Raw genomic sequence first — 18,334 nt, 5'->3', positions numbered from 1 at the left:
ACCATTAAAAATGACGATCAACGCTAAAGCTGAGGCCCACTTGCTGTGGTATAGACTGGAGGCTTACGTCAGACCGTGTCAGCGAATGCATATTTTGCTGGAACGTACCTACCGCCGATGCCGACCAGTAGCTATCGGGCCGGTAACGTAGCCGCATACCCGCCGTACCCGCCAACGTGACCGGACGATACACACCATCGCCCGCCTTAACCGTGATGGATTCGGCTACCGTGTTTTTAACGAACCAGTTCGATACCATCCCCGTCAGCAAGGCTAGTCCTAACTTGCGACGAGGCCGAAGTTCATAGCCGACCTGCACCGGCACCTGCACAAACTGATAGGCGTTGTTTACCACCTGCTGCTGCGTTGCGGCGTAGCTACTTGCCTGATTCGATAGTGAGTAATCGTACAGTTTACTGGTCGACGAATTAGCATAGGCTGACACAGGCTTATTAGCCAGTCGATTTACTAAATCAGTATACAGGTTATCAGTATTGGCTGAATTGGCCGATGAAACCAGCGACGAAATCCGCGTCGGACTTTGTACCTCGTTCTGCCCATTCAAATAACCAACGCCTGATTCGACTGACCAGTGTTCGCCCAGCGGAATACCAACACCCGCCTGAAAAGCGACCGCCCGGCCCAACTGACTCTGTAGCGTCGACATGGGCGCAGATGGGCTGTCCATAGCAAAACCCTGCGGTGAACTTAATACCGGACTCATTACCGACCGAATAGCCACCGCCGGATTGAAAGATGACGTGGCTACCCCAGCTGAAATCCAGGGTTTCTGCCGCTGTCTTTTCGAACTCGTTGACACAGGATCAGCAGTTGGCTTCTCTTCTTTATTGGCCGCAACCAATTCGTTCTCTGGCTGCCGAAGTACCAGCGATTTAGTAACCGGCGGGGTAGCAGCCTGATCTGCTAATTCGGGCAAATTGCTAATGGCCGATAAAGCCGCACGCTCAGCCGCCGGAGCAACGGGAAAATCAGGCTGGAGACCAGCAGGTGGTAACGCCCCCATCCTGGTCTGCGATCGAATGGTCGTCGACTGCATACTGAGCGATGGTGACGTAAACGAGCGGGTTGTCACCGAGCGCGAAAAAGTGGAAGGCTGTAAACCGGTACCGACCGACGAAAACGGTTCTGCTTCTTTCATCCGCATCGTTGTCGATAAGGTTGTTTCGGTGAAAATCAGGGTGCCGTTTGCTTCTTCGACCGTGTTCGGTACTATTGCGCCAGCCTGCTGAACCAGCGCCGCTACGTGTTGCTCAGGCTGTTCAAGCGGGCTATTGGTAACTGACTTAGCACGACCCGCCAGCAACGTACCCGGCGTTTCAATCGCTACGGCATCAGTCGTCGATTCATGGTTTTGACGGGGACGTACCTGCGTACCATTCCGGGCCGGAGCCAGCGAAGGTAACGGCAACGGGGCAACGCCAGTAGCTTCGGCATGGGCTACTGTTGGCCCGGTTGGCGGCAGCAACGTACCTGGCGTAGTCTGCGCAGGAGCAGTGATCACAGCTACATCGGGACGAATGGCATCTTCGCGGTGCCATGCCCACCAGCCCAGGGCTGTCAGCATCAACGACGCGGCAATACCAGCCGACCACCGGCCAAATAGCATCGACCTTCGCCCTTCGCGGTGTTGCCAAAGGGGTAAAATTCCGTCAGATTCATCGAGGTCGAGTTGTCGCTCTACCCCTTCCCATACGCGGGGTGGCGGCGTATCGAACGCGTCGTCGAACGCCCGCTGCCAGTACGGGTCAGGCGTGCCGCCGGGTTGTGGAAAAAGATCGTCAGAACGATTCATTGCGGATGGACTGGTCGTCCGTTAATTTTTGTTGTAGCAGGCCTCGGGCCCGAAAAAACTGTGATTTCGATGTTCCTTCCGAAATGCCGAGTAAAGCGGCAATCTCAGGGTGTGTATAGCCTTCAATCGCATACAGGTTGAATACCGTCCGGCAACCGGTTGGTAATTCCTGAACCAGATTGAGCAGGTACTTATAGTTAAGGCTGGGCAGGCTTTCGTCGGCTTGTGGCAACATATTGGCCAGTTCGTCAACGTCGGTCATGTGCTCGAAGGGTTTATTCTTGCGCAGGTGTTTCAGGGCCGTGTTAATGGCTACCCGTTTCAGCCAGGCTTCCAGCGGGCACTCGAACCGAAACTGGTCGATGTGCCGGAATACTTTCACAAACGAGTCCTGCAACACGTCGGCAGCTTCGTCAGGGTCTTTCACATAGCGTTTGCAGACAGCAAACAACTTCCCGGCAAACCGCTCATAAAGCAGTCGCTGCGAAAGTCGGTCCTGTTGCCGACAGCCATCAACAAGGGTTCGTTCGTCCGGCATAATACGTTGGTGATTGATAGACTCACCTCAGCGGCGAAGGGTTGTAAGGCAGACAAAAAAAAGACAGCGACGGTTTAAATAAACTGAATACGAGGCAGAATCACGTATATTTCCACAACAACATAACGAGCAAACGTTCAGCCATTGAACACATTACACAACAAAATTATGGCAACCACAACAAGACAACGGACGGCAATGCTATTACTCATGTGGCTCGGTTTAGCCGGAGTCAGTGAACTACATGCCCAAACAAGCACGTCGCAGGAGATACAGGTCCAGAACAACATGGGATTGGCCTCCAACTCGGCCTCGGCTATCCGTACGTTCAATTTCAGCACCATCGGTCTGAAAGGAAGTCCGTTGTTATTACCCGGCTGGGTACCGGGTGAAATTACACTGCAATCAGGGCGGCAGGTAAAGACCGGGCTGTTCAATTATGATGTATTTGTCCGGCAGGTAACCGTGAAGCGGTCGCCCACCGATTCGATCCGCTACAAAAGCGAAACGGTAAAACAGCTCATTCTCCGCCCCGAAGGAGCCGCAACACCCATACGCTACGAGCACGTACCTGACCTGATTACCGACGAGGCCGACCTGAAAACCGAATTGCTCCGTATCATTCATCAGGGAACCTACAGCCTGGTGCAACTCCCCATCCGAAAGTTCGTAAAAGCCCCCGTCAAACAATCGTATGATGGTTTGAACGAGCTCAACAACGAATACCGCGACGAGTCGGTCTATTACCTGATTCGGCCTGACCATACGGCCGAAAAGGTAAAACTGACGCGAAAATCACTGGTTCGTGCGTTGAAAGAGAAGGGCGCTGCGTTTGAGGATTATCTAAAGAAAAACGACGGCATCGACCTTGCCAACGAAGCACAGGTAGCCAACGCATTGGCGACCCTGAATTAACTGACTTTCCTTTTCATGAATCGACTTTTTCGCCTTGCGCTGCTGGGCATCCTGGTAGTAGGGCTGCTGGCACTTTGGGAGCAGGTACGTACAACGCCCTGGTTGACCCGCTTCACCCGGCAGCCCGACAAAACAACCCATAGCGTGGTGCTGGAGCGTGTAACGGCCCTCGGCAAACTGGAACTGGTGCGCTACACGTTCAAAGACATTGTTGAACACGAACAGGCCAATCTATTGCTACCCAACTCGAGCGCGGTACTTATTGTGGAAGGAGAAGCCGTAGGCTGCATTGACCTGACCAAACTTGAGTCCGCCGATATAACCACCCAAGGCGACTCACTTGTAGTGACCTTGTCCGCGCCCGAACTCTGCACCTGGAAAATCAACCATGAACGGTCGCGGGTCTATGATACCAATTATACGTTTCTGAACGAAGCGCAACTGGTGAGCGAAGCCTACCAACAGGCCGAACGACAGGTACGTGCATCGGCCATGCAAAGCGGCATATTAGATCAAACCCGCCGCAACGCCGTTACCCTGCTTCAACCCATGCTGACCCAATTGACAGGCAAACCCGTCAGCATTCGCGTGAAGAACTAATCTCCAGATAAATACACGACCAAACGAATCGACGCACAATTCGACTGAACTAGCCGTTCGACCATCCACTTTTTGTGATCTAACTTCTACGTCGTAAGCGCCATAGAATTGAGATTTTTCATAGGCTCATCATCTACGTCTATCCCGTTTCCCAACGAGTTCGTGAAACAGGTAACATTTTAACATACAGGTAGTTTGGTAATTTATCTGTCTCCTGTCAAACCCGAAACCACTTCGTTCACCAGCAGACTAAGCCCGTAGCTAAATATTTTTACTTCAGGCAACTGCGTACCATTCTTTGCCGTATTCTTGTGGTTATCAGAACACAACGCCCATGAAAACAAAGTCCATTACCCGGAACAGCCTGTTAATCGCCGAACCCTTTCTGGGCGACGCTAACTTTGAACGGACCGTAGTGGTTGTTTGTGAGCACAGCAGCGACGATGGCACCTTTGGCCTTATTCTGAATCAGGGCACCACGCTGCACGTCAGCGATGTAATCGATGACATTTACGCCGATGTTCCGCTGTTTGTAGGCGGCCCCGTACAGCCCGATACACTTCATTACATTCACCGCCGCCCCGACCTGATCGACGGCTCTATTCCATTGGGTGAAGGCATTTACTGGAGTGGCAATTTCGAGCAGGTAAAACAGGCGCTGAACATTGGCACTCTGACCGAGGCAGACGCGCGTTTTTTTATCGGCTATTCTGGTTGGGAATCAGGACAGCTCACAAAAGAACTGGACGAAAAAACCTGGATCATCTCTCAAACCGACGCTAACTTCATCTTCGATACGCCTGCCGACAAACTCTGGCGCGACATTCTGAAGCGCATGGGTGGACAATACAAAGTCTTGTCGAACTACCCGGTGGATCCCCGCCTCAACTGAGCAGGTTGGCAGGCAGTGGGTTGCCAACTAATTACGCGGTCATCTACTGAGGTTATTAACCTTTTTTACGCCAACTTTGTGGTACTGTATGCCAACGTTTGGCGTTATGGGAGGGTCTGCTTCCTGTAGATACCTTTCTTCTTTCTCGTTCTAATGCGTCTCCATCAGCTTTTTGCCTGCGCCGCGGTCGTTTTGTTGCCCCTCGGCACTCTGGCCCAGACCGCTTCTGATTCTTTATCAGCTACGCCTTCGTCAATATTGGCCGACACCCTTCCTGAACCGTCGGTATCAAGTACTGTTAAATTGAAATATGCGCCCGGTGGCTACGGCCCCAGCGCGTTGCTCAACAATGGTCATTTCGGGTTCAAAGTCGGTCCCTCGCTCACCAGCGCGCCCATTCAGGGCGTATCGCCAAGCATTCCGAAGCGAAAAATGGATTTCCATCTGGGCGTTATGTACCGGTATCGGTTTACCAAGTTCGTAGTTCAGCCCGAGTTGTTATATCAGGTAAAAGGGGGTACGTACCAGCAGTTTCAGATTGCCTCTACCAACCGCACCACCACAGAAAACAACTTCAACTACGTGAGCTTGCCCATCATGTTTGGATACATCCCCGTTGAAGGGTTAACCCTCCAGGCTGGGCCAGAATTTAGCTGGGCGTTAAGCACTCCAAACGGACCGCAATCGAGCCGTGATCTGGGCGTGGCTTTAGGTCTACACTACGATTTCCTGGATATGGCCGATAAATTCAGCCTGAACCTCAGGTACGTCTACGGCCTGACCAAAATTCCCGAAACAGTAAACAGTACCCTCCAAAACCGAGCCCTGCAACTGTCGGTCATTTATAATTTTTACAAGAAATAAGAAGTGAGAGATAAGAGGCAAGAAACAAGAGTGCTTCGCCATCGGCATAATACATTAACCAGCGAAGCATCTCGTTTCTTGCATCTCACCTCTTGCCTCTCATAAAAAACCATGCTCTCCGATTTTGGCATCATGTTGCTCTTCATTCTGGCCGCTTTTGCGTTCATTGGAGGCATTTTGCTGTTCGGGAAGCTGCTTCGCCCCGATCGGCCGGGCGAGGAGAAGCTGACGACCTACGAGTCGGGCGAAGAGCCGGTAGGAAACGCCAATATTCAGTTCAATCCCCGTTTCTACGTTCTGGCCCTCATTTTTGTCCTCTTCGATGTAGAACTGGTCTTTCTCTTTCCGTGGGCAACGGTGTTTGGGCAGGCTACGCTCATCAATGAAACCAACGGACTGTGGGGCTGGTTTACGCTGGCCGAAGCCTTCCTATTCGTCGGCATACTGGCCCTAGGCTTGGCATACGCCTGGGGAAAAGGGTATCTGGACTGGGAAAAACCCAAGCCGGTCATTCCAAAAATCGACTCGCCCGTACCGCCCGAACTCTATCAGCGGGTGAACGAACGATACAGCCGTTGAGGTTTAGTGAGTATGGATAAAGCTGCCGACCCCGGCGTGATGTTTCTCACGACCGAAGAACTGCTGAACTGGTCACGATCATCATCTTTATGGCCGCTTACGTTTGGCCTTGCTTGTTGCGCCATTGAAATGATGGGGGCAATGACCTCAAGCTTCGATCTGGAACGGTTTGGCATCTTTCCGCGCCCATCGCCCCGGCAGGCCGACATCATGATTATTTCCGGTACGGTTACCTATAAAATGGCCGACCGTATTCGCCGCCTTTACGAACAGATGGCCGAGCCCCGCTACGTGATTTCGATGGGTTCGTGCGCCAACTGTGGTGGCCCCTACTGGCAACACGGCTATCACGTGGTGAAAGGCGTTGACCGAATCATTCCTGTCGACGTATACGTACCCGGATGCCCACCCCGCCCCGAAGCCCTGATCGATGGTTTCCTGAAATTGCAGGAAAAGATCAAAACCGAACATCCGTTGCTGAACAAATGAGTTCGTAGTTTGTGGTGTGTAGTTTGTGGTTGCGCTGCTACGTCGAAACACGTTGATTGGTAGGGCAACCACAAACTACACACCACAAACTACAAACTCTTTTTCCCATGACTATCGTTTTTCTGGATGCCCGTACGGTGGGCACCGAGCCTGACTTGACTCAGTTTGGTGCAATAGCTAACTCTACAGGAGGTACGTTTACCGCCTTTCCCGATACGGCACCACACCAAGTTGTTGACCGGCTGCAAGGTGCCGATGTGGTGATTACCAATAAGGTGCGCATCACCCGTGAGGTATTGGCCGCCTGCCCTAATCTGAAACTGATTTGCGTAGCGGCCACCGGCACCAACAACATTGATATGGCGGCGGCGGCGGAACGGGCTATTCCGGTTAAAAACGTCAGCGGCTATTCGACCCAAAGCGTAGCGCAGGTAACGTTCACGCTGTTACTGTCGCTGATGAATTCGCCGCAGTATTACGATCAATACGTAAAATCGGGGGCCTACAGCCGCGAAACAATCTTTACGCACCTGGGTCGCCCGTTTCGGGAGTTGAGCGGTATGCAGTTCGGCATTATCGGACTCGGTGCTATTGGCCGACAGGTGGCGCAGATTGCCACGGCTTTCGGTGCCAACGTGGTCTATTATTCCGCTTCGGGCAATACGTATGACGTGCCTTATCACGCCGTTTCGCTCCCCGAATTGCTACGTACATCCGATGTGGTATCCGTACACGCGCCGCTAACCGACAAGACAAAAAACCTGCTGACCTACAGTGAATTGTCACTAATGAAACCTTCGGCTTTTTTACTCCTTCTCAGCCGGGGCGGCATGGTCAATGAAGTTGATCTGGCCCGGGCGCTCGACGAACGGAAACTAGCCGGAGCCGGGGTCGATGTATTTGAGCAGGAACCACCTGCCGCCAATCACCCCTACCTCACCATGAGCTACCCGGAGCGGATCATGCTGGCCCCGCACATTGCCTGGAGCAGCATCGAAGCCCGGCGGCTACTGATGAACCGCGTGGGGGAGACTATACGGGAAGGAGGTTTGTAGTTTGTGGTGCGTCGTTTGTCGTTGCTCACTTACGTGACTGTTGTCTAGCAGCGCAACGACAAACGACGCACCACAAACTACAAACCTCTTCATTTCATAAACGCCAACGCGAAGGCTAGGGTAAACTGATCTTCTGTGGCCAGACCGAGCAAGGATGGGCGCTCAACGGCGTAGTCGGTCATTTTCAGGTCGAACTTGCCATTCATCAGCAACTGATTGCCTGATTCACGGCGGGTCACCTGCACCGAAATTGGCTTCGTTACATTGTGAAATGTCAGCTTACCATTCACCGTCAACGTCCCGTCGGCGTTGGGCTTTATATCCTGGCTCGTGAACGTAACGTTGGGATACTTTATGCCGTCGAGCACTTCGATCATATGCGAATCGCGGTTCTGGTTCTGGCTGTCGAACGAGGCCACGCGGATGGCTACGGCTACGCTCTGAATCTGTTTGGTGGCCTCATCATACACCATCGCCGCGTTTACGTCACGGCTTACCCCATCCCATTTGTGCATAGGATGTACCATCGAATACGTCACCGTCGACTTACTCTTGTCGACCATCAATTTTTTGGGTGTGAGGGCAGATGGGATAAAACCCGACAAAGCGATCACAAGAACGATGAATAGACGGTTCATAGGAAGTAGCGCCGAAGCTCCAGCTTCGGTAGTAATAAAGTTGTTGTACTACTACCGAAGCTGGAGCTTCGGTACTACACAAGTCAGAATTTAAGCACAATAATAGCCGTAGCGAACGCGCCAAACGTAGTGTAGGCAGCCGTGCGGTGATACGGCTTAAGCTCAGGGTTTTCACGAATTTTGCTGGCCAGTACGTTCGTAGCAATCATGCCGGCCATATGCACAACGGCCAGGTATTTATGCAACTTGATCGTGCTTAACCCCCGACGTTGCCCCACGGCAGGAGGCGGGGCCATCAGCGACAGGAGCGCCGTTGTAGCATACGAAAGATTGATCGCCGTAGCCATGTTCTCGTGCAGGTTCCGCAGCCGGAAATAATCGTTTGCCCCCGCCTTGTAAAGTTGCGAGCCAAGGATACCCTGCCCAATGAAACCGGCCAGTGTAACAAAACCGGCAATCTGATGCAGCTTCAGCATGGTACGCCTCACTTTCAACTCCTTACTACGACCTTCAACGGTAAGCGGCGACACATTGGCAATGCGCAACAGTCCTTTCTTTCCCCAGAATAGCCGCTGCGAAAGCAGCATATGGTCGGGTAGCAGGGGCGCAGCAGCCAACGAGTCGGTAAGGCTACCGAGCAGATCGTCGGCCGATTGTGCGTCTGATTGAGTTGTATCAGGGCGAACAACCCGCGTGGTGTCTTGTGCCTGCGCAAACGAGATGGACAGACAGCTAAACAGGCAAAAAAGTAAAAAACGGATCATCATAGTAGGTACGTCGAAAATCAGAGAGTCGTTGCCGGTGGCACAGCCTTGTCAGCAGCACCACCGGTTTAGCAGACAACTTACCCCTTTACCTGCAATTTATCGCCAGTGAGCGTTGCATTGTACGATTTCACGGCTGTAATCGTGCCGCCACCAACAGGCTGACTCTTGGGCGACCCGTCGGTAGTGTAGGTAGCCTGATGGAGGCTACAAACCAGATCGTTTGAGCCTGACCGGAACGATAAACTTCCGCCCTGATGTGTACATATCCGGCCCAGTGCCCGGTATGTTCCCCCCGCATTGAACACGATCACATCGCCAACGGAGACGAAGTTGCCCGCCGTTTTCAGGCCACTATACGTGCTATTGGTCAAATCCATGGTGAAGTCAATGGCACCAGAGCTCACGATTGAGTTGCCGGTAAGACCCGAATTACCACCCGTTACAGGAGGCGTTACAACGGGCGCGGGGTCATCTCCTTTCGAGCACGACGACAGCGTACCCAGGCAATAAAAGGCCATGAGGGCGGCGCTGCTCATACCCAGGCTACGCATAAATTCGCCGCGAGAGACTAGTTGCACTGACTCATCCTGTGGGGTTGCATTGGAATGTGACATAGTGTTTTTGTGATATGTTTTTATTGATTTGTACGAAAAAACGGGCTTCTCAGATGTAGACAGGAGCATTTCACAGGCGATAACGCAGCCCGACAAAAGCGCCGGTACTGAGCAGTTTCACCTTGAAATAACCCACCTGTTTCAACGGCACTTTCACGAATGGTTCTACCTGCCACGAAAGCCGTTGAGTAATGGGCTGTTCGTACCCAGCCGACATGTTAAGGTTGCTAAAACCAAACGAACCACCGGGCCGACCAGCCTTCTGATTGTCCCAGCTCCAGACCTTGATTTTCGGATCCGCTGGGTTAGCGTATTCGTAGTTATACACCTCATGCTGAATAAAATAGCTGGTTAATCCTGCGCTGGCAAACCAGCGGGCCGGTGCCCGTCCGTCGCCGCGTGGGCGTACCGACCAGTCATAGCGAAGGTTCAGGGGAACATCAATCATTTTGCAAACCCCAGAAATATCGTCGGGCCAAACCTCAAGTTTCCAGTTGCGGGGCCAAACGTAGTTTTCGAAATAGGTCTGGTATCGCTTGGTGCTGAGCATGGCCCCGGTATTCACACTTAGGCGGTCGGTGATCTGATATTGAATGACAAGACCTGCATTGCTACCCGGCCGCTCAAAATTTTCTAACCCAATACTGCTTAAATCGGGTGAAGCAAACACCATCACACTCAAGCCCGACAGCCGGGGTGTGGCCCGCCGCCCGGGTGCCGGGCTGGTAATTTCCGGCATCATAGGCTCAGGCATTGGGTTCACTTGCTCAACAAGAGCACTGAGGCTGATGACGGACATCAGGTTGGGTAACCACGGCGTAACACCTTCCTTATACCCTTCCGCTCCAACGGGTTCGGTGACGCTGATAACCTGATCGGGCTGATTCCTGGATACAGCCTGTTCAGCCCTAGCTGGATTGTCAGCCTGTTGCTGGGCATTCTCAACTACCGAACGACTTGGGACCTTGACCGCTGTTTCGGTTACTGATCTACGTTCTGGATCAGGAGACGTGTTATCAGCTAGCCGATTTGCCGGTTGATCTTTTCCCTTCTTCACTGTTTTTGTTGTTTCCTGCCCGGCAGGGATACGCACACGTTGCGCTGACTGTTGCACCGATGGCCGCTCAGATAGCACAGTCAACTGATTTTCAGTTATTTTTCGATCACTGAGAACTTCATTATCAGTCAACGATTTTTCGTCTTTCGGGTTGGTAGTCTCGGCTTCTTGTAGACGTGAATTGATCTTACTTACTGATCTGGTTTCGGGCAACCGTGCGCTTGTTTTACGAGCCGGGCCAGACAAGGTAACAAACGCTTCCTGCCGCACTTCACTTGCCCTTTCATCGTATGTCACCCAGGCGAGACCCGCCAGCATTAGCAACAGCAAGGCCCCGATTCCGCCCCAGCGGCTGATCCGATCAAACAATGTTTGCCGGTCGTGTTCGTCTAGCCGACGACTCATGTCGGCCCAATCGTCGGTATTAAAAGGAACGTTAGCGTCTTCAGCCGATTTTCTGAAGAGTTCGTCCAGATGGTCATCGGGCCACTCTTCCATAATCATCGTTTGTTTTTTTTTGTAACATCTGGCGCAGGTTTTCCCGCGCTCTGGCCAGATTCGATTTCGACGTACCTACCGAAATACCCAGTTGCCCGGCAATTTCGTCGTGGCTAAAGCCGTCGATGGCATACAGGTTGAACACTACCCGGTAGGCGGGGCTTAGCTGTTTCACCAGCGTCAGCAAGTATTCGTACGACAGGTTGCTCAGCACATCGGCTTCCTGACTTTGCGCCTGCTCGGCCGCCAGCAAATCTTTCTGGTAATAGTGCGGTACCGCCTGCCGGTAATAATCGGTTGCCGTATTGATCAGGATTCGGCGTAACCACGGCCTGAACGGCTGCATGGGGTCGTACTGATGCAACTTAGTAAACACCTTCAGAAATCCGTCGTTCAGCACTTCTACGGCCTCCTCACGGGTTTGGGTGTAGCGTAAGCAAATACCCATGGCATATCCGTAAAACTGCCGATAAAGCTCTTCCTGACTACGTCGGTGCTGGCGCAGACAACCGGCCAACAGGTCGGAAAGAGGCAGTATCTGAGGCGGTTGGGCCATGGAAACGGGTTTAAGGTTTAGGGTTTGTGGTCTGTCGTCTGTGGTTTGTAGTTGCGCTGCTATGAAGTGATCACGTTAAGAAGCAGCGCAACTACAAACCACAGACGACAGACCACAAACCCTAAATCCACTCACAATACGCAGTTGTATATACGCCGGGTTGCGTGTCCGTTGCGAAAAAGTTGTTTTCAGGACAGCGCCAGGCGGTTTACCCCTGCCGCTACCAACACCTCCAGTTCCTGTTCTGTGGCTCCGTCGGCGGCGATAGTAACCGCTATAGAGCCAGGTACGTTGGCCCGGAAAGCCAGCGCTTTTTCGAGCGAAAACGGCTGTGCCAGCGTACCCGATAGCGCCCCTGTGGCATCTTTGAGTCCATCCGCTCCGGCATCCATGGCCGTCTTAATCATCTTTAGCTGCTGGTCTTCGCTCAACAACGTCGACTCCAGCACTACCGTGAGGGGTGTTTCGCGGGCATGGGCCATAGATACCAGCTTAACCAACTCAATTTTGAGCCAGACAGAGGCGGGCGAAAACAGGGCCGATGTGTTTAGCACCACCTCTACGGCATTGGCACCGTCGGCTAGCGCCAGCTCCAGTTCAAGCTGTTTCACTTCGGTACGCTGATACCCAAACGGATAGCCAACCACTGCTGTCAGTGTGGCGGGGTGCGAATCGCCCAGTTCGCGGCGGTATTTTTTCACCCAGAACGGAGCCATCACCAACCCCGCCAGGCCAAGCTGATTCACCTCATCGAGGGCGTTATCCTGTTCCGTGATGGTCACGTTGGGGTGCAGTAGGGTACGCTCGATGTACGGAAAGAGGTGATTCACAGCGAAACAGTTTTAGCTTAATTTTCAAACCCTCAAGTTAGCGTTCTTGTTAAGGTGTACCACTATGTCTGAAATTGTTGTTGTTTTGTGGGCAACATCTAACCACTACCGCATATGCGCTTTTTCACATACCTGCTTGTCTTTGTCCTGCTGGTTTTCGGCCTCTTGTATCTCCTAACCGGCTGGAGCTTCTCTGATGGAGAACGGGCCGGCACTATTTCAAAATTCAGCCGTCGGGGCTATATCTTCAAAACCTATGAAGGAGTGCTGAATGTAGGTGGCTTCTCGGGCGAAACTGGCTCACTGACCCCTCAATTCTTTGATTTCTCGGTGAAAGATGACGCCATTGCCCAGCAAATCACCAATGCTGTGAAATCAGGTCAGCGCGTTACGCTGCACTATGAAGAAAAGATCCTTCGTCTGCCCTGGAATGGCGACACCAAATACTACATCACTACCGTTGAAATGATCGGGCCGGCACCGGGCCAATATGGTGGTTATCCGGGTCAGCAATATCAGCAACAGCAAGGTCAGCCTGTTCAACCGCAGCAACAAATGCAAATGCAACCGCAACAACCAGCGCAGCCAGCTACTGCCCCAATGGCTGGCGATACGCTGTAATCAGTCTTTAATTCGCTATTAATCAGGCCCGTATCGTTACAATAACGGTGCGGGCCTGATGTCTTTTCAAACATGACTAATTCACTTATAAGCCCCGCCACGATCAACGATATACCGGCGCTGAACCAGTTAGTGAATAGCGCCTACCGGGGCGACAGTTCACGAAAGGGCTGGACCACCGAAGCCGACTTGCTGGACGGTATCCGCACTACCGAAGAATCGTTGCAGGAGATGTTCGATAATCCCCACGCAGTAATTCTCAGGTACGTTGCCGACGACTCGTTGCTAGGCTGTGTATATCTGGAACAGAAAGGCAGCACGCTGTATTTGGGAATGCTCACCGTTTCGCCTGAGTTACAGGCGGGGGGCATTGGTCGGCAACTGCTCGAAGCCGCCGAGGCATACGCCCGCAGCAAACAGTGCCGCGTCGTAACCATGACCGTTATTCCGCAACGTACCGAACTGATAGCCTGGTATGAACGCCGCGGTTATCAGCGTACTGGCAATGTACACCCTTTCCCCGATGACCCCGACCGTTTCGGCAAACCCAAGGCCTCGCTATCTTTTATTGAATTAGAGAAGAAAATCAACGATTGAGGGAGGAAGGGGAAGAGAGGGAGGAGAGGAATTTGTCCGCTCCCTTCCTGTCTCCCTTTCCTCCCTTTCATCCCCTTCAAAATATGGTCGATTACGATTCTAAAGAATGGCTCCGGTATATCCTGTCGTTTCGGAAGGGGGATACCGCCCGCAAACTGGCTCCGGCCCTACTAGCCATGACTGCCTACTGTAGTCTGGTAGCTTATTTTGTTATCGAGTATATACACCCCGGCCCCGATTCAGACCTGAAAAACATTGCCATCATGCACTCGTTGCTGGGTTTTGTGATTTCGACACTGCTCGTTTTTCGGACCAACACAGCCTATGATCGATGGTGGGAAGGACGAAAAGCGTGGGGAAGCCTGACCAACAATTCGCGGAATCTGGCTCTGAAACTTGTCCATATTCTGGGGACAAACGATGTGGATAGTCGCACTTATTTCAAGGCCATGATTCCTAATTACGCTTTTGCGCTGAAGAACCACCTGCGCGGCAATTTTGACACCAGTGAATTAATCGCCTGCCCCGGCTTCGACCCCGCCAGCCTGAACCCCGAGGCCCACGTGCCCAACCAGATTGCCGCGCGCCTATTCGGCAAGATGGATGAATTGTATCAGGCAGGTACGTTCAGGCCCGAGCATTTGCTGGTGCTCAACAATGAATTTAGCTCGTTTACTGATATCTGCGGTATCTGCGAACGCATTCACAGCACGCCAATTCCTTATTCGTACTCGTCGTTTCTGAAGAAATTCGTAGCTGTCTACTGCCTCACGCTGCCGCTTGGGTACGTTCTCTCCCTGCATTACTGGGTTATTCCGGTGGTCGTCATCGTGTTTTACGTACTAGCCAGCCTCGAAATGATCGCCGAAGAAATTGAAGACCCCTTCGGTACCGACGCTAACGACCTCCCCACCGAACGCATGGCCGCCGGGATTAGAAAGGCCGTGGGGGAGCTTTTGTAGTTAAAGGTTAGAGGTTCAATGTTCAATGTTCAAGGTCTAACGTTCAAAGTCGCTTCGCAGATTAGCAGAGCATTTTTAGACGTTAGACCTTGAACATTGAACTTCAAACCCCTTTTGGAAGCTTCCAGCACAACGTACCCAGCACAGCCAGGCTGGCGGCGAACCAGTAGAAGGGCAGGTTGAGATTGATGGTGGCTAAACCGCCGTAAACGAGCGTGGTGACCAGACTGGCAATGCCCGTTAGGGCCTGATTGAGGCCGAACAGTTCGCCCCGGTCTTCGTCGGTGGTGAGTTTGGCCAGAAAGCCGTTGAGCAGCCCGGTTACCAGCGAAACCAGGATTGCATCGACCGCCACAGCAGCGTAGAGCAACGGTTTCGACGTACCCAGATTGGCGAAGATAAGTTGCATAGCCACGCCAATAAATACGGTGATAATGAGTACCGTTCGTTTATCGACTCGATTCACGAAGTACTTGAAATACAACAGGTTGCTCAAAGCGCTAAGACCGCCGAAATACACAAAAAAGAACGATATCTGCTGGGCATCGAACTGCATTGGGCTCAAAGCCAGATACGTGATGAAGTATGTTTGATGCCCGAGTTGCAACGTCGCCAACAACATCAGAATCGTTAGAAACCTAAAACCGGGATGTTCCTTGTCTTTGTCGGAAAGTCGATGCCAAAGTCGGGCCACGTTCAGGTTGTTACCCACCTCCTGCCGCACCGCCCGCCAATCGACCTTACTCCGGTGTTTAGCCGTTTCGCTCATCAGCAACGAAACACCAATATTTAGCAGGCTGAGGCCAATGAGCACCCACACCACCAGCCGCGCCTGATCGGCTTTGTTGTTGACAAAAAATAACGCCACGCCCGCCACCATTGGCCCAAACACGTGGCCCAGCGAAACCAGGGTGCTGATATAGCCGCTGTTTTTAGCCAGTTCTTCTTCCGGCGACAGATCGGTCACCGACGACCGCATGAGGGCATACATGCCGTTGGTGAGCCCGTCGCTGACTCGATTGGCAAAGAAAAAGCCGGCTTTGACGGGTATCAGCAACAGGTTTGCCGCTAACGTACCTATCCCCGACACCAGCACCAGCGGCTTACGGCCCAGCGAATCAGACAGCTTTCCGAGCAGGGGAGCCGACACCAGCTGAACGCCCAGAAAGAGCGCCGTACCTACCGACAACCACCACTCGGGATTCGACAGATCCTTGACAAATTCAGGGCGCACCGGACCGGTGGCTGAGCCAACCACCACATCGAGCAGGACAATCAGAAAGAGAATGGCCAGCTGCCGGTTTTTGAACATATAGTTACAACGACCCAGCGCACAAGCTGTTTTATAGTATGCGGATTATATGATGAATACGCGGGTGATAATGGGTACGCGGATTAAAAGGGATTTAAAAGGATTGACGCGGATTCGAATTGAAGCGGATAATGAGGTTGCGATAAAGTTAAGCTATTGTCAAAATGGCGAGCCAACAAATGATATTGAGTATTTTTACCGGTCACTCACTCCCGCCTAATTTGAGATATCAATGCTTTACAAAGACCTGACTGATCAGATTATTAATTCGCATTTCACCGTCTACAACACGCTCGGTTACGGTTTTCTAGAGAAAGTGTATGAAAATGCGCTTCGGGTTGAGCTCTCAAAGAGAGGACTCAAATGCATTTGTCAGCAGCCCATCACAGTCTATTATCAGGATGTTGAAGTGGGTGTTTATTACGCAGATATCATTGTTAACGACCTTATCATTCTTGAATTAAAAGCAGCAGAGCAGCTTCGACCCGAGCACGAATGTCAGCTAGTGAATTATTTGAAAGCAACGGATATAGAAGTCGGTCTACTATTCAACTTCGGTCGTAAAGCTGACTTCAAACGCAGAATATCCACAAACCACAAATAAATCTCCGCACGGTCCGTCGTTACGATTCCATTTCAATCCGCGCAAATCCTCTCAAATCCCTTTAATCCGCTTACCCATAAAAGTATCCGCGCCAATCCCTTCAATCCCCTAAATCCGCGTACCCATAAAAGAATCCGTTTACTTCTTCGAAGCGAAGAACTGGAACGTACCTGTCAGGAAATCCTGAATGGCCGGGCCATGGTCTTTATCCCGAATCGTGATTAAGTCAACCGTAGCGCCACGAGCTTTCATGGCCGTTTCCGCGTCGGTCGAGTTGCGGTAAAAGACCTGATTGTCGGCCGTGCCGTGGTAGAGTTGCAGCGGCGCTTTCGGTTTCCAGTCATATACATTGTTATCGCGCACGGCCGCGAGGAAAGCTGCATCGGAACCACTCGAAACCGTTGTTTTGAATGCATCAGTAAACGCTTTGTTGATGCTTACATTAATAGACGACTGCCCACCGGTTGCCTGAACATTGGTGGCGTAAGGCTCTTTAAAATAGTAACTCATAGGCCGGTTAAGGTTGTATATACGGTTATAGGTTTGCAGCACCCGCACATACAACCCGTTATATTCCGGAATGCCGTGCGTGTCTTTGTTAACCAGATCCTGCATAAAGCCTTCTACGTTGTAAGGACCCGCGCCACAGGACGCCGCCGAAATGGAGAACTCAGTGGGGAACTGTTCTTCCATCATTTTCAGCATCGACATCGTAGCATGCCCCCCCTGCGAGTAGCCCGCCAGAAACACTTTGTTATTCCACTTCGCGTTATTTGTCTGCACAAATTCCCGTGCTGCCCGAAGCATATCCAGGCTAGCCAGAGCTTCGGTTTGTCGGTGGAGGTACGGGTGCTGAATTGCCTTCGACTCGCCATAGCCGAGGTAATCCGGACACGAGAGAATATAGCCATTCGACGCGAACAGGGAGGCAACCGTAGCTGCTTCGCTGGCATCACCGTAGTTCGAGGGGGCCTGTGCTTCGTTGGTGATGGTACCGTGTTGCTGACTGACAATCGGGAACGTTTCGCTGCCGATCGCTACCGGAACAATCAGCGCGCCCGACGCCATGATGTCGGTACCATCGGTGTTTTTAGTCTTGTAGGTGAGCCGGTATACCTGAATGTCGCGCTGAAGCAGAAGAGTCAGAAACTGACTGGTCTGGGCATCTACAATGCCCGAAGCGGCAATTCGCTGCACTAACTGAGTCTTGGTGAAACTAGCAATCTGCGTGCTACTTACCAGTGTTGGCGCCTGTTCGGTAATGTCCGTTTGTTTGCAGTTCGTCAGGTTCAGGGCAACAAACAGTAAGGTGAACCAAAGTGTGTAGAGGCGTATAGATTTCATAGAATGAAACAGGAGAATGGTCGTAGTCTGTCAACGAAAAGAACGTCCCGTTTGTGCGTACACATAGGACGTTCTGAATCAGAATTGTTTAGACGGTATTCCCTCACCCCCCAGCCCCTCTCCCACATTGGGAGAGGGGAGCCGCAATACAGCAGCTTCGCTGACTAGCAGCGCTACGCCGATGCATCT

General features: G+C 52.1%; 21 protein-coding genes. 11 read left to right on the top strand and 10 right to left on the bottom strand.

Annotated features, from left to right (window positions below; genetic code table 11):
• Positions 1-4: 4 nt before the first annotated feature.
• Positions 5-1,813 (bottom strand): hypothetical protein, encoded by a 1,809-nt coding sequence (locus ACAW87_RS14365; RefSeq protein WP_370724102.1) that lies wholly within the window; start codon positions 1,811-1,813, stop codon positions 5-7.
• Positions 1,800-2,351 carry an RNA polymerase sigma factor gene (locus ACAW87_RS14360; RefSeq protein ID WP_370724101.1) on the bottom strand — a complete coding sequence of 184 codons (552 nt, stop codon included), beginning with the start codon at positions 2,349-2,351 and terminating at the stop codon, positions 1,800-1,802. The genes ACAW87_RS14365 and ACAW87_RS14360 overlap by 14 nt, the downstream gene beginning before the upstream one ends.
• Positions 2,352-2,519: 168 nt before the next feature.
• Between ACAW87_RS14360 and ACAW87_RS14355 the strand changes: the two genes are divergently transcribed.
• The 7 genes from ACAW87_RS14355 (at position 2,520) to ACAW87_RS14325 (ending at position 7,745) form a co-directional block, all read left to right on the top strand.
• Complete coding sequence (locus tag ACAW87_RS14355; RefSeq protein ID WP_370724100.1) at positions 2,520-3,266, top strand: hypothetical protein; 747 nt, start codon at positions 2,520-2,522, stop codon at positions 3,264-3,266.
• Between the two features lie 15 nt (positions 3,267-3,281).
• Positions 3,282-3,866 (top strand): DUF4230 domain-containing protein, encoded by a 585-nt coding sequence (locus ACAW87_RS14350; RefSeq protein ID WP_370724099.1) that lies wholly within the window; start codon positions 3,282-3,284, stop codon positions 3,864-3,866.
• Between the two features lie 334 nt (positions 3,867-4,200).
• Positions 4,201-4,758 (top strand): YqgE/AlgH family protein, encoded by a 558-nt coding sequence (locus tag ACAW87_RS14345; protein WP_370724098.1) that lies wholly within the window; start codon positions 4,201-4,203, stop codon positions 4,756-4,758.
• Between the two features lie 153 nt (positions 4,759-4,911).
• Positions 4,912-5,622, top strand: a complete 711-nt coding sequence (locus ACAW87_RS14340; RefSeq protein WP_370724097.1) for a porin family protein — start codon at positions 4,912-4,914, stop codon at positions 5,620-5,622.
• A gap of 111 nt (positions 5,623-5,733) precedes the next feature.
• Positions 5,734-6,201, top strand: coding sequence for an NADH-quinone oxidoreductase subunit A (locus tag ACAW87_RS14335; protein ID WP_370724096.1), 468 nt, complete (start codon positions 5,734-5,736; stop codon positions 6,199-6,201).
• A gap of 12 nt (positions 6,202-6,213) precedes the next feature.
• The gene (locus ACAW87_RS14330) at positions 6,214-6,690 is read left to right on the top strand and encodes an NADH-quinone oxidoreductase subunit B (protein WP_370724095.1); all 477 of its coding nucleotides are present in this window, start codon (positions 6,214-6,216) and stop codon (positions 6,688-6,690) included.
• A gap of 107 nt (positions 6,691-6,797) precedes the next feature.
• Positions 6,798-7,745: a D-2-hydroxyacid dehydrogenase gene (locus ACAW87_RS14325; RefSeq protein WP_370724094.1), complete on the top strand. Its 948-nt coding sequence runs from the start codon at positions 6,798-6,800 to the stop codon at positions 7,743-7,745.
• Positions 7,746-7,834: 89 nt separating this feature from the next.
• On the opposite strand, the gene ACAW87_RS14320 is transcribed toward ACAW87_RS14325, so the two are convergent.
• The 6 genes from ACAW87_RS14320 to ACAW87_RS14295 all read right to left on the bottom strand — a co-directional run bounded on the left by ACAW87_RS14320 (position 7,835) and on the right by ACAW87_RS14295 (position 12,705).
• A complete protein-coding gene (locus tag ACAW87_RS14320) occupies positions 7,835-8,383 on the bottom strand; it encodes a YceI family protein (RefSeq protein ID WP_370724093.1) in 549 nt (182 codons plus the stop codon).
• A gap of 83 nt (positions 8,384-8,466) precedes the next feature.
• On the bottom strand, positions 8,467-9,150 hold the full coding sequence (locus tag ACAW87_RS14315) for a hypothetical protein (RefSeq protein ID WP_370724092.1): 684 nt from the start codon (positions 9,148-9,150) through the stop codon (positions 8,467-8,469).
• 77 nt (positions 9,151-9,227) lie between these two features.
• Positions 9,228-9,764: a Rieske (2Fe-2S) protein gene (locus ACAW87_RS14310; RefSeq protein WP_370724091.1), complete on the bottom strand. Its 537-nt coding sequence runs from the start codon at positions 9,762-9,764 to the stop codon at positions 9,228-9,230.
• Between the two features lie 70 nt (positions 9,765-9,834).
• Entirely contained in the window at positions 9,835-11,319 is a 1,485-nt protein-coding gene (locus tag ACAW87_RS14305) for a hypothetical protein (RefSeq protein WP_370724090.1), read from the bottom strand.
• Positions 11,300-11,875, bottom strand: coding sequence for an RNA polymerase sigma factor (locus ACAW87_RS14300; protein WP_370724089.1), 576 nt, complete (start codon positions 11,873-11,875; stop codon positions 11,300-11,302). The genes ACAW87_RS14305 and ACAW87_RS14300 overlap by 20 nt, the downstream gene beginning before the upstream one ends.
• Before the next feature lie 188 nt (positions 11,876-12,063).
• The gene (locus ACAW87_RS14295) at positions 12,064-12,705 is read right to left on the bottom strand and encodes a deoxyribose-phosphate aldolase (protein WP_370724088.1); all 642 of its coding nucleotides are present in this window, start codon (positions 12,703-12,705) and stop codon (positions 12,064-12,066) included.
• A gap of 114 nt (positions 12,706-12,819) precedes the next feature.
• On the opposite strand from ACAW87_RS14295, the gene ACAW87_RS14290 reads away from it, so the two are divergent.
• From ACAW87_RS14290 to ACAW87_RS14280, 3 genes are all read left to right on the top strand, one after another.
• Positions 12,820-13,326 (top strand): DUF8785 domain-containing protein, encoded by a 507-nt coding sequence (locus ACAW87_RS14290; RefSeq protein ID WP_370724087.1) that lies wholly within the window; start codon positions 12,820-12,822, stop codon positions 13,324-13,326.
• Positions 13,327-13,398: 72 nt separating this feature from the next.
• Positions 13,399-13,923 (top strand): GNAT family N-acetyltransferase, encoded by a 525-nt coding sequence (locus tag ACAW87_RS14285; protein ID WP_370724086.1) that lies wholly within the window; start codon positions 13,399-13,401, stop codon positions 13,921-13,923.
• 83 nt (positions 13,924-14,006) lie between these two features.
• The gene (locus ACAW87_RS14280) at positions 14,007-14,885 is read left to right on the top strand and encodes a bestrophin family protein (protein ID WP_370724085.1); all 879 of its coding nucleotides are present in this window, start codon (positions 14,007-14,009) and stop codon (positions 14,883-14,885) included.
• 103 nt (positions 14,886-14,988) lie between these two features.
• Here the strand turns inward: ACAW87_RS14280 and ACAW87_RS14275 are convergent, their stop codons facing one another.
• Positions 14,989-16,197, bottom strand: a complete 1,209-nt coding sequence (locus ACAW87_RS14275) for an MFS transporter (RefSeq protein ID WP_370724084.1) — start codon at positions 16,195-16,197, stop codon at positions 14,989-14,991.
• 232 nt (positions 16,198-16,429) lie between these two features.
• Between ACAW87_RS14275 and ACAW87_RS14270 the strand changes: the two genes are divergently transcribed.
• The gene (locus ACAW87_RS14270) at positions 16,430-16,801 is read left to right on the top strand and encodes a GxxExxY protein (RefSeq protein ID WP_370724083.1); all 372 of its coding nucleotides are present in this window, start codon (positions 16,430-16,432) and stop codon (positions 16,799-16,801) included.
• A 138-nt stretch (positions 16,802-16,939) separates the two neighbouring features.
• Here ACAW87_RS14270 and ACAW87_RS14265 read toward each other — a convergent pair whose 3' ends face one another.
• The gene (locus tag ACAW87_RS14265) at positions 16,940-18,145 is read right to left on the bottom strand and encodes an alpha/beta hydrolase family protein (protein WP_370724082.1); all 1,206 of its coding nucleotides are present in this window, start codon (positions 18,143-18,145) and stop codon (positions 16,940-16,942) included.
• Positions 18,146-18,334: the final 189 nt, after the last annotated feature.

This window comes from Fibrella aquatica, assembly GCF_041321135.1.
Taxonomy (GTDB): Bacteria; Bacteroidota; Bacteroidia; order Cytophagales; family Spirosomataceae; genus Fibrella; species Fibrella aquatica.
The sequence above is the reverse complement of the archived record's forward strand: the minus strand, read 5'-3'. Positions and strand labels throughout refer to the sequence as shown.

What these genes read in the sequence shown, in the direction of transcription:
- ACAW87_RS14320 (WP_370724093.1), bottom strand. Translation starts at nt 8,383, where the DNA reads ATGAACCGTCTATTCATCGTTCTTGTGATCGCTTTGTCGGGTTTTATC.
- ACAW87_RS14270 (WP_370724083.1), top strand. Translation starts at nt 16,430, where the DNA reads ATGCTTTACAAAGACCTGACTGATCAGATTATTAATTCGCATTTCACC.
- ACAW87_RS14275 (WP_370724084.1), bottom strand. Translation starts at nt 16,197, where the DNA reads ATGTTCAAAAACCGGCAGCTGGCCATTCTCTTTCTGATTGTCCTGCTC.
- ACAW87_RS14355 (WP_370724100.1), top strand. Translation starts at nt 2,520, where the DNA reads ATGGCAACCACAACAAGACAACGGACGGCAATGCTATTACTCATGTGG.
- ACAW87_RS14340 (WP_370724097.1), top strand. Translation starts at nt 4,912, where the DNA reads ATGCGTCTCCATCAGCTTTTTGCCTGCGCCGCGGTCGTTTTGTTGCCC.
- ACAW87_RS14350 (WP_370724099.1), top strand. Translation starts at nt 3,282, where the DNA reads ATGAATCGACTTTTTCGCCTTGCGCTGCTGGGCATCCTGGTAGTAGGG.
- ACAW87_RS14305 (WP_370724090.1), bottom strand. Translation starts at nt 11,319, where the DNA reads ATGGAAGAGTGGCCCGATGACCATCTGGACGAACTCTTCAGAAAATCG.
- ACAW87_RS14310 (WP_370724091.1), bottom strand. Translation starts at nt 9,764, where the DNA reads ATGTCACATTCCAATGCAACCCCACAGGATGAGTCAGTGCAACTAGTC.
- ACAW87_RS14285 (WP_370724086.1), top strand. Translation starts at nt 13,399, where the DNA reads ATGACTAATTCACTTATAAGCCCCGCCACGATCAACGATATACCGGCG.
- ACAW87_RS14265 (WP_370724082.1), bottom strand. Translation starts at nt 18,145, where the DNA reads ATGAAATCTATACGCCTCTACACACTTTGGTTCACCTTACTGTTTGTT.
- ACAW87_RS14345 (WP_370724098.1), top strand. Translation starts at nt 4,201, where the DNA reads ATGAAAACAAAGTCCATTACCCGGAACAGCCTGTTAATCGCCGAACCC.
- ACAW87_RS14365 (WP_370724102.1), bottom strand. Translation starts at nt 1,813, where the DNA reads ATGAATCGTTCTGACGATCTTTTTCCACAACCCGGCGGCACGCCTGAC.
- ACAW87_RS14300 (WP_370724089.1), bottom strand. Translation starts at nt 11,875, where the DNA reads ATGGCCCAACCGCCTCAGATACTGCCTCTTTCCGACCTGTTGGCCGGT.
- ACAW87_RS14290 (WP_370724087.1), top strand. Translation starts at nt 12,820, where the DNA reads ATGCGCTTTTTCACATACCTGCTTGTCTTTGTCCTGCTGGTTTTCGGC.
- ACAW87_RS14360 (WP_370724101.1), bottom strand. Translation starts at nt 2,351, where the DNA reads ATGCCGGACGAACGAACCCTTGTTGATGGCTGTCGGCAACAGGACCGA.
- ACAW87_RS14330 (WP_370724095.1), top strand. Translation starts at nt 6,214, where the DNA reads ATGGATAAAGCTGCCGACCCCGGCGTGATGTTTCTCACGACCGAAGAA.
- ACAW87_RS14335 (WP_370724096.1), top strand. Translation starts at nt 5,734, where the DNA reads ATGCTCTCCGATTTTGGCATCATGTTGCTCTTCATTCTGGCCGCTTTT.
- ACAW87_RS14315 (WP_370724092.1), bottom strand. Translation starts at nt 9,150, where the DNA reads ATGATGATCCGTTTTTTACTTTTTTGCCTGTTTAGCTGTCTGTCCATC.
- ACAW87_RS14280 (WP_370724085.1), top strand. Translation starts at nt 14,007, where the DNA reads ATGGTCGATTACGATTCTAAAGAATGGCTCCGGTATATCCTGTCGTTT.
- ACAW87_RS14325 (WP_370724094.1), top strand. Translation starts at nt 6,798, where the DNA reads ATGACTATCGTTTTTCTGGATGCCCGTACGGTGGGCACCGAGCCTGAC.